The 11,725-nt window shown below is 59.9% G+C and carries 1 protein-coding gene and 1 pseudogene; both read left to right on the forward strand.

Annotation, left to right across the window (positions count from 1 at the left end):
- Positions 1–236 precede the first annotated feature (236 nt).
- Positions 237–7,067: pseudogene (locus tag ACYU7Z_RS17480) on the forward strand (beta strand repeat-containing protein); the annotation flags it as partial.
- A gap of 4,095 nt (positions 7,068–11,162) precedes the next feature.
- Positions 11,163–11,402 carry a T9SS type A sorting domain-containing protein gene (locus ACYU7Z_RS17485; protein ID WP_460572893.1) on the forward strand — a complete coding sequence of 80 codons (240 nt, stop codon included), beginning with the start codon at positions 11,163–11,165 and terminating at the stop codon, positions 11,400–11,402.
- The last annotated feature ends 323 nt before the right edge of the window (positions 11,403–11,725 follow it).

Raw genomic sequence — 11,725 nt, forward strand, 5'->3', positions numbered from 1 at the left:
CTACCGGCACCACACTTTCCACTTTCCAGGCACGACTCTACGAGGCAACCAGTGCCATCGAGTACGTGTACGGAACGATGTGGAACAGTTCAACCACAACGAAAACAGACGCCATCGGTTTCTCGTCCAGCAATACGGCCGGAACGATCGGGCAGCTGACAACGATCAACACAACGCCGACGTACAACACGTCGGCTACTTCGTATACAAACACAACCTTCGCGGCAAGTGCAGCAATGGCCAACCTGAACTCTTCGGCCGACGGTTCGCGCCGCTACTTCCGGTTCGTGCCGCCTGCAGCACCCGCAGCTCCAACAAACCTTAGTTTCGCGAGCGTGGGTACGGTAGGGATGACGCTCAACTGGACCGGCTCTTCGCCGGCTACCGGCCTCGCAGGTTACAATTTGTACAGCTCCACCGACAACAGCACTTTCACGCTGGTGTCGACGCTTACCCCGGCCACAACGAGCTATACCTTTACAAATGAATCTCCCGCTACTACCTATTATTATAAGATCGTAGCCTTCTCCGAGGGCGGTGCCGCCAACGCCCTGACCGGCTCGCAGGCTACTGCCGCTTCTGCCGGCACGGCTGTTTCGACCAGCACCGGCGGTCTCTGGAGCCAGGGTTCTACCTGGGCCAGCGGCTCGGTACCTGGTCCCGGCGACAACGTAACGATCGCCGACGGTGCTACCGTTTCTATCGATGTAAGTCCCGTAGTGAACAACCTGACCGTAGGCCAGGGCACTTCGGGTATCCTTCAATACCATACAGTCGCAGCCCAGTCGCTGACGGCTTCGGGCGATGTAACAATCGCCCCCGGTGCAACCTTCCGCACGGTGGCGCCCGGCTCAACCACCACGCTGACCAACACGCTTTCGCTTGCCGGCAGCCTGACCAACAATGGTACGATCAACTTCAGCCAGGCGGCTGGCGCAGGCGGCACTACGGTCAACGCAACTAAAGTGAATGTAACATTCACCGGAACGACCAATGCCAACTTCGACCTGGGCAACGCCGTCGCTGCCAACTTTTCCACGGTTACCCTGAACAAGGGAACATCTGCAACTCCGCAGCTTACCTTCAACGCACCGGCCAACTACGCCGGCAGCGGCGCGAATTCGTCGGCAGCAACTGTTACGGTTGCCAGCACGGCCGGACTTAGCGTAGGCATGTATGTAGGCGTTACCGGCGGTACGGGCGCCTTTGCTACCGGTACGACCGTAACGGCCATCAACAGCGGCACCAGCTTTACGGTTTCCGCAGTTCCGACAACAACGCTCGCCGGCGCAACCATCATCGGATCCACCGTTGTCGGTTCTTCGGCAGCGGGCACGGGCTTCCTGACAATTTCAAACGGTACGCTCGTTGTTGGCGGCAGCAATGCCTACAGCACACCGCTGTTTTCCAGCGCTTCCTATACCGTTCCTTCAACGGGTGGCCTCACGCTCAACAATGCCAACGCTACCATCACCGGCCAGAACGGCTCGCCAAGCTTCAATGGCGTGCTGACGATGACCGCAGGTACCTACAACATCGGTGGCGCAACGACTACCAACAGCATGAGTGCCGCGGCAACCACTGTCTGGAACATCAATGGCGGTACGATTAATATAGCCAACCGCTTCGCTACGAGCAGCGCCATGACCTTCAATATGTCGGGCGGTACTATTAATGTAGCAACCGTGGGCAACAGCACCTCTTCTTCGCCCAGCTTTGGACTCACCAGCACAACGACCTCCTTCACGATGTCGGGTGGTACCATCAACCTGGTACAGGCTTCCACAGGTACTACGCAGCAGGATTATAACGTTGCGGCCACATCGCCCAACATTACCGGCGGCACGCTGAATGTCGGTACGGCTGCCACCGCAACCAACTTCACCTTCCGCATCGCCGGATCGTTCCCGGCCCTTGTTCTCGACAACACGACCAATAATAAGAATGCCACGCTGTACGCGGCCGGCACTGCTTATGGCAATACCACGATCAACAGCGGTACGACCCTCAACCTGAATGGTTTCGTGTTCACCGAGCGCGGCACTTCCGTTACCAACAATGGTACACTCAACGGAAGCACCTCGGGCAGCCGTCTTTCGTTCCTGTCGACAGGAGCGCAGACATTTGATGGCAGCGGTACGGTTACCGCGCCGCTCGATGGCCTCATCGTTCGCTCCACCGGCGGCCTCACCATCAACCATGCCAGCAGCATTACGACACTGCGCGTGCAACTCGAGGCCGGTACGATCACGAACAGCAACAAGCTCATAATCGGCAACGGAGGCAGCACGGCGGCTACTATCGTCACCGGCTACTCGGGTAACAGCGGCAGCGGCGGCTTCTTCGATGTGGCCCCGACCTTCAACCTGGGCACCGGCGGCCTCGCCATCTCGGCGCAGCAGGAAAGCGCGCAACGCACACTCGGCCTCGAGCTCGGCTCGCGCAGCCTCTCGAGCCTCACGATCAACAACAGCAATGGCGTTGCCTTTGGCGGTGGCGCACTGTCCACCGGCACGCTCACACTGACTGCCGGCAAGCTGGCTACCGATGCTACAAACCTGCTGACCGTTTCCGGTACTACTGCCGGCAGTGTCAGCGGCGGCTCGGCCACTTCTTATGTTAGTGGCCCCCTCGTACGCACGCTGCCCGTCAGCCTCGCTACAGGGTCCACGTATACCTTCCCTGTTGGCAAGTCGGGCTACAACGCCTTCGAGCTGGTAAACCCGGTTACGGGCGCCAGCGGTACCGTGACGGTACAGGCAGAAGTATTCGACGCCAACGCCGGTGGCAGCACGGGTGTAACGCTTTCCTCGCTAAGCACGAGCCGCTACTGGCAGGTGCAGGTGGGCAACAGCGCCAACCTGACGTCTACACTGGTGAAGCTGAATGACACCCGCGGCTCCTTCGATGCCATCGGCTCGAGCAGCACGGTGACCGGCACCTACAACATGGTGGGCGGCTTCCCGGCAACGCAAACCAGCACCAGCCTCACTTCGGTATCCCCGACAGTAAGCGGTGCCAACCTGGGTGCCTTCTACCTGATGGCCGTAACCGCTCCTCCTGCTATCAGCGCTGTGACGATGACGCCGAACGCCAGCACGGTGGATTGCAACACAAGCCAGCCGCACACGGTAACGGCCACCATCACTGCCGGTGCAACCCTGAGCAGCGTGGTACTGACCTACCGCGTAAACGGTGGCACGGCCCAGAACATCAACATGACCAACAATGGCGGCGGGAACTACTCCGCTACCATCCCCTCGGTAACTCCTGTCAACGCAACGGTTACCTGGACCATTTCTGCTACCGACGTCAACGGCCTCTCCACGACCTATACTGGCACAAGCTACCAGGACGCGCCGCTATTCGGCATGGTACCCTCGATCACGGCATCGCAGTCCACGATCTGTTCGGGCGCCACGGTGACCCTCACCGCGTCGATCCCGCAGGCCGCCTTCGCCGAAACGTTTGAGACGTTCCCGGTAACGTCCTTCGCGGTAACGTCTCCGCTGACGGCCACGCAGAGCACCACCTATTTCACGCAGGGCGCAAGCTCCGTTCGACTGGCCTATACCGCCAACATCGACGCGGCCTATACGTCTAGCAGCATCAACCTTACAAACTATGCATCGGCTACGCTGACGTTCTCCCATATTCTGGCCACGGAAACTGGCCTCGATTACGGTTGGGTACAGTACTCGACCGACGGCGGGTCGACCTGGACGTCGTTCCCCACCAGCAGCTATAGCGGTTCGGCCACCCTCAAGAACGGCGTGGTCAGCTTCGACAAAACCAGCTATTCCGACTGGGCGGCCAACTTTACGTCGTCGACCGTAGTGCCTACCAACGCGCTGTGGAAGAATGAAACAATCACGATTCCGGCTGCTGCGCTGAGCAGCAACCAGTTCCGCATCCGTTTCCGCATGACCAGCGACGGCTCGGTACAGTACTACGGCTGGATGATTGACAACGTCGTGATCACGGGTAACCGCGTGCAGCCGAACTACTTCTGGAGCCCTGGTGGCGAAACAACGAGCACCCCTACGCTCGACGTCACGCCGACGAGCACGACGCAATACAACGTGGTGGCCGTAGACAACAACGGCTGCTTCTCGGATGTATCCGGCGCGCAGATTGTTACGGTCAACCAGACACCGACCGCTCCGTCTGCCAGCAACAGCTTCCAGTGTGGTACGGCTGTTCCCACCGCTTCGGTTGCGACTACGAGCGGTACGGCTACGCCCAGCTTCCGCTGGTATGCAGCCGCCACGGGTGGATCGCCGCTGACGAACCCCAACAACGGCAATGCTGTTATTACTTCGGCCACCTATCCGCTGGCCATCAGCAGCACGACCACTTATTATGTATCGGAGAAGTCGGCCGCAGGCTGCGAAGGCCCCCGCACGGCTCTTACGGTTACCGTGACCTCGCCCGACGCCGTGACGGCCAGCAGCAACGCTGCCGGTGCTCTTTGCCCGGGCAACTCCGTAACGCTTTCCGTTGCGCAAACCGGCTCCACGAACCATTATACCTACACCTGGACTGCCTCGCCTGTTAGCGGCTCGGGCATTCCGACCTCGGTAACGGGTGCTTCAGTATCCGTCAGCCCGACGGCCGGTGGCACGTACACCTACACGGTAACCGCTGTCGACGGTACCTGCACCGCCACTTCGACCGTTAACGTATCGGTGAACATGGCTCCGTTGGCACCCACGATCGGTGCCGCTCCTGCCGCCATCTGTGTTGGTGGATCATCCGTTCTTACGCCGACGCCGTCAGGCTCCTTTGCAAACGCGTTCGAGTCCGCCAACTTCCCGCTGAACGGATTCACGGTGAGCAGCAATGCCACCGCTACGCAAAACAGCACCTACTTCGCACAAGGTAGCTCCTCGGTCCTGTTCAACACGACCAGCACCAGCGCTACCGCGACGATGGCGATGAACAGCAACCTCGACCTGAGCGGCTACAACAGCGCCAAGCTGACGTTCAGCCACCAAGCGCTCATGGAAGGCCCATCGACTTCTTATGACTACGGCTACGTAGAATACTCCAACGATGGTGGTACTACCTGGACTACGTTCCCGACCAGCAGCTATGCCGGTACCGGTACGCTGTTCAACAGTGCAGTCAGCTTCTCGACCATGAGCTACCCGGACTGGATCGCTGCCTTCACGAGCAGCTCCTCCCTGCCTAGCAACAGCCTGTGGAAGAACGAGACCATCAACATTCCCGCCTCCGCACTTACCAGCCAGTTCCGCCTGCGTTTCCGCTATACAACGGACGTTACGGTTAACTACTACGGCTGGCTGATCGACAACCTGAAGATCAGTGCCGGCGCTGACGTTGCCAGCTACACCTGGAGCACGGGCACGACCACAACGGTTGCCAGCCCGAGCATCACCGTGAGCCCGGCTTCGACTTCGACTTACACCGTGACAGCTACCGATGTCAACGGCTGCAGCAGCAACGTTTCCACCGGCGTGACCGTAACGGTGAACCCGCTGCCCACGGCTCCGACTGCCAGCAACTCCACGCAATGCGGTTCGCATGTGCCGACGGCTTCGGTGACTTCCACAACCGGCGCAGCCACTCCGACCTTCAAGTGGTATGATGCTGCGAGCGCAGGCAACCTGCTGCAGACCAGCACCTCGACGACCTATACGACCGCGGTGAGCAGCACGACCACGTTCTATGTTGCTGAACTGAATACGACGACAGGTTGCGAAAGCGCCCGTACGCCCGTAACCATCACGGTAAACCAGCCTGACGCGGTGACTGCTTCCGGTGGCGCTACGATTTGTCTCGGCACAGCAGCCAACCTGTCGGTTGCACAAACCGGTTCTTCCAACAGCTACACCTACGCCTGGACGGCTTCGCCCGCTTCCGGCTCGGGTATCCCGAGCGGTGTTTCCGGTGCAACGGCTACCGTAACCCCGACTGCTGCTGGTACCTATGTATATACCGTCACTGCAACGGATGGCACCTGCCAGGCGACTTCCACGGTGAGTATAACGGTAAACAGCCCGCTCTCGGCGCCTTCGCTGACCGCTTCTGCAACAACGGTATGCGCCGGAGCGCCCGTAGTGCTGACGCCTGCACCGGGTGTGACGAACACCGTCGCCTTCGAAAGCGCTGACTTCCCGCTGAACGGCTTCACGGTGAGCAGCAATGCCACCGCTACGCAAAACAGCACCTACTTCGCACAAGGCAGCTCCTCGGTCCTGTTCAACACGACCAGCACCAGCGCTACCGCGACGATGGCGATGAACAGCAACCTCGACCTGGGCAACACCGCCAGCGCCACGCTGACGTTCAGCCACCAGGCGCTCATGGAAGGCCCCACGACTTCTTATGACTATGGCTACGTAGAATACTCCAACGATGGCGGTACTACCTGGACTACGTTCCCGACCAGCAGCTATGTTGGCACCGGTACGCTGTTCAACAGTGCCGTCAGCTTCTCGACCATGAGCTACCCGGACTGGATCGCTGCCTTCACGAGCAGCGCCTCCCTGCCGAGCAACAGCCTGTGGAAGACGGAAACGATCAACATCCCTGCGGCCGCGCTCACAAGCCAGTTCCGCCTGCGTTTCCGCTATACGACGGACGTTTCGACCAACTATTATGGCTGGCTGATCGACAACGTGCGCATCAGCGCAGCACCGGTCAGCTACAGCTGGAGCACCGGCGCCACGACTACCGGTGCCAGCGGCCCGCTCACGGTGAACCCGACCAGCACGACGACGTACTCTGTACAGTCGGTAGGTGCCAACGGTTGCCCGAGCGCAGCTTCCAACACGGTTACCGTAACGGTGAACCCGCTGCCCACGGCTCCGACCGCGAGCAACTCAACGCAATGTGGTACGGCAGTCCCCACGGCTTCGGTGGCCTCCACGAGCGGCCTTGCCACTCCGACCTTCAAGTGGTACGATGCTGCCAGCGCAGGCAACCTGCTGCAGACCAGCACATCGACGACCTATACGACCGCGGTGAACGGAACAACCACGTTCTATGTTGCCGAACTCAACACGGCTACCGGTTGCGAAGGCCTGCGTACGGCTGTGACCGTAACGGTGAACGCTCCGGATGCCGTAAGTGCTTCTGCCAACGGACCGGTTTGTCTCGGAAGCGCAGTTAACCTGACTGCCACGCAGACAGGCTCGACGAACCATTACGCCTATACCTGGACGGCTTCGCCGGTTTCCGGATCCGGTATCGCTACGAGCGTTGCGGGTGCAACGGCATCGGTAACACCGACGGCTGCCGGTACCTATGTGTACACGGTAACCGCTGTTGACGGAACCTGTGCCACTACCTCGACCATCAGCGTAACGGTTAACCCCAACCCGTCGATCGCGACGGCAACGGCAACACCCGCCTCGGTTTGCCCCGGCGGAACTGTAGCTCTCTCGGGTACGTCGTCGGCAATCGTTGCAGGCACTGTCACGATCGGCAGTGGCGCCACGACGACATCGACGTACAATGCTCCTTTCTATTCGCTGTGGTCGAACAAGCGGATGCAGATCCTCTACCGCGCGTCCGAGCTGACGGCTGCGAACCTGCGCGCCGGCAACATCACCGCGCTCCGCTTCCCGACGACATCGGGCACAACTGCGATCCAGAACGTGACCATCAAGATGGCCAACACGTCGTCGACCGATGTGACCGCTTTCCTGGCGCCGAGCTTTACGACCGTGTTCACGGCTGCCTCGCTGGCACAAACCGCCAACAGCGACAACCGCGTAGCACTGGCAACGCCGTTCAACTGGGATGGTACTTCGAACGTCGTGATCGAGATCTGCTTCTACAACCCGAGTTCGACCGCTACCCTGAGCAGTACGTCGCCCGCCGATGTTACCTCGTTCACTTCGGTGATCAAGAATAACATGACCTCTACGGCCACGGCTTCCACGGTTTGCGGCAATTCGACCAACAGCGTAGTTACCTACACAACCCGTCCGAAAGTGATCTTCGAAGGCCAGTTGTTCACCGACATCACGTCGAACTATACCTGGACCTGGAACCCGGGCAACCTCAGTGGCGCCAGTGTAGTAGCCACAGTGCCCGGTACGCCTGGTACGGTTACGTACACCGCCAAGGCCAGCAACGGCAGCACAGGTTGCTTCAGCACCCAGGATGTTACCGTATCGGTCGGCAGCGCGCTCGTAGTCACTACCAGCAGCACGCCTCCCGCGATCTGCGTAGGCGGCAGCGCCACGATCGCAGCCAACGTAACGGGCGGTGGTGCTCCGTATACCTATAGCTGGAAGGATGCCAACAACACCGTTGTGGGCACTACCCAGAGCATATCGGTTACGCCGGCAGCTACGTCGACCTACACGGTTACCGTATCTGACTTCTGCAATACCAGCGCTTCGCAAACCATCACGGTAACGGTCAACCCGCTGCCGACGGTAAGCATCACTCCGTCCACGACGACCAACGTGTGCGCTTCGTCGCAGAACCTGACCTCCAGCACGAGCGCTGCTTCGCCTGCTTACCAGTGGTTGCTCAATAACAGCAACATCGGTGCGGCAACGGGTGCTGCCTACAGCGCTACCGCCACGGGCAATTACAGCCTCAAGGTGACGGATGGTGTAACGGGTTGCGTGCAGACTTCGGCCGCCACAACGGTCAACCTGCTGCCTTACCCCGCAAGCCTTACAGCGACACCGGCTACGACTACTACCATTTGCCTCGGCAGCAGCCAGACACTGACCTCGTCGGCAACGCTGCAGAATAACACGGTTCCCTCGGCATCGATCCTTGCGGAGAACTTCAACGGCGCTGGTCCCTACAACTTCTCTGTAGTGAACGGCACGATGACCAACCTCAATGGACAGTGGACCGTTCGTGCGACCCCGTATACGTACAGCACGAACCTCACAAACGTGACGATCGACGGAACGAACTTCATACTCGCCAACACGGATGCCGCCGGCTCGGGCAGCACGACGCAAACGCGTCTTGTTTCCAATGCCTTCAGCACGGCAGGTCTCAATGCCGCGGTGATCAACTTCAAGCATTTCGCCCGCTCGGGTGGAACCATGATCGTTGAATACAGCACCAACGGCAGCACCTGGACGGCATTTACCAACGGCGACTTCAGCGCGGGTACTACTGGTGCCACGACGACCTCGCCGACGATCACGTCGACCAGCCTGAACTTCCCCGCTGGTGCCCTCAACCAGCCCAGCGTGCAGGTTCGCTTCCGCTACGATGCCGGATGGAGCTGGTACTGGGGTGTGGACGACATCCAGATTCTTGGTACGCCGCAGGCTTACTACGCCTGGAGCTCCGGTACGGGCGCTGGCCTCACGACGCCGGCCCAAACCGCTGCAGCTGCCAATAACAGCATCAGCGTAACGCCCACGGCTGCCGGAACCTATACCTACACGGTAACGGCTTCGGTGCCCGGTAACTCCTGCACCAATACCACAACGGTTACCCTCAACGTGCTGACGCCTTCGACGACGCCGGCCATGCTGAACTCCTCGGTGTCGACGCCGACCTGCCCGGGCTCCAACGTGATCCTGACCCAAACGGGCGGCACACTGGGCGACGGCGCACACTGGCAGTGGTATAAGGATGCTGCCTTCACGCAAACGGTAGGTGGCGCGCTTAGCTCCGCGAACGCGCAGATCACCGTAACACCGACCACGACGACCACCTACTACCTGCGCGCCGAAGGCGGCACTGCTCCCTGTGCTTCCACGGTAGCCGCATCCGGTTCGGTAACGGTATCGGTACGCGCTGCGCTCACGGCCAGCATCACGGCCCAGCAGCCGGTGCTTTGCTCCACAGGCCTCAGCGCCAGCCTCAACATCAGCGGTGGCCCGGCCAACGGCACCGTGACCGTCACCAGCAACGGCGCCAACCCGCGCAGCGTAACGCTCGATGCTTCGGGTAACGGCACGATGGTTTCGGATCCGCTCAGCAGCAACACAACCTTCGCGGTTACCTCGGTAACGGATGGTGTTTGCGCAGCAACGACCACCGCGTCCACAACCGTGTACGTCGGCGTGCTGATGGCCAACCAGAACAACAACCCCGAAGTTTGCGGCGGAACGACTGTAGCACCGATCGTGTTCACAGGTAACTTCCCTGCGGGCACCCAGTACAACTGGAGCTCTTCCAACACCGCGGTTGGACTGGCCCAGGCCTCGGGCACCGGTACGCAGCTTCCCTCGTTTACTGCAGTCAACAACGGCAGCAGCTCGATCTACACGGATATCACGGTAACACCGATCATCTCGAACTCTGAATGCAAGGTGCAGCCGATGCGATTCCGCATCTTCGTCAAGCCTTCGCCGTCGATCAATGGCGTAGGCAGCCAGACGGTTTGCGCCGGTACGATGACCAGCCCCGTTGCCTTCTCCTCGTCGGTGCCTACGGCCACCTTCAACTGGACGAACAGCAACCCGGCGATCGGCATCACGTCGGCCGGTGGCGGCAACCTGCCTGCCTTCCTCGCCCAGAACAGCACAGGCTCCAGCAGCATTACCGGAACGTTTACGGTAACGCCGGTAGCCGGTGGTTGCTCGGGCACGCCGACGACCTTTACGATCAGCGTCAACAGCTCGGCCAACTCGGTGAGCTACGCCAACGGTCCGTTCTGCCAGGCCGGCTCGGTGAACCCGACCCTGCTCGGCACCCGCGGCGGTACGTTCTCGGCATCGCCTGCAGGCCTGTCGATCAACGCCAGCACCGGACAGATCACTTTGAACTCTTCTGCCGCAGGCCTCTACACCGTGACCTACAGCCCGCCGACAACGGCTGGTGGCTGTAACGGCCCTGTTCAGACGCAGGTTCGCATCAAGCCGGTGGCTGTTGCTACGGGAATCGCCAACCAGGTTACCTGCCAGGGTGTGACGACGAACCCGATCGCCCTCACCGGTACGGCTACCAGCTACAACTGGACGAACGACAACCCGGCCATCGGCCTCGCTGCTTCGGGCAGCGGCACCAGCCTGCCTTCGTTCGTAGCTACGAACCCGGGACCCACCTCGATCTACGGCACCATCCGCGTAACACCGGTGGCCGACGCCAACGTATGCGCCGGTAAGCCAATGTCCTTCCGCTACACGGTAAGCTACTGCGCACCGGTAACGCAGGCAGTTGGCACCAGCGGTGGCAGCGTCACGGCCCGTATCGCCGACCAGGTGGTTGTTGGCCCGAACCCGGCGACGAGCCGAGTGACGGTGAGCTACCGCGGCACCGACGAAGGTCCCTTCACCGTGCAGCTCATTACGCAGTACGGCCAGGCCATTACGAAGCCGGCTACCTTCACGGGCAGCAGCTACACGATGGACCTCACGGGACTGACACCGGGTGTGTACGTGTTGCAGTTTATCAACCCGCGCACACAGCAAACGGTACAAAAACAGATCGTTAAGCTCTGATAACAAAAAGCCCCGCCGGTTGGCGGGGCTTTTTTTAGAACAGAGGAACAAGGAACAAGAAACAAGGAACAAGGAACAAGGAACAAGGAAGAAAGAACAAGGAAGAAGGAAGAAAAAACAAGGAATTGTGCCTCCGGAAGGAGGGAAGAAGATTAGAAAAAGGGCTCCCGGAAAGGGGCCCTTTTTTAATTTTTTACGCTTAAAACGCGGTGTAAGTCAAGCAGTTCTATCAGGATTCTAATAACTGTGAATGAAATATTAAAAAAATATCGCCTAACTTTCGCCTGCAAAATTCGGTTCCACAGCATCGAAACCAATCTAAG

Source organism: Flaviaestuariibacter terrae, assembly GCF_054777635.1.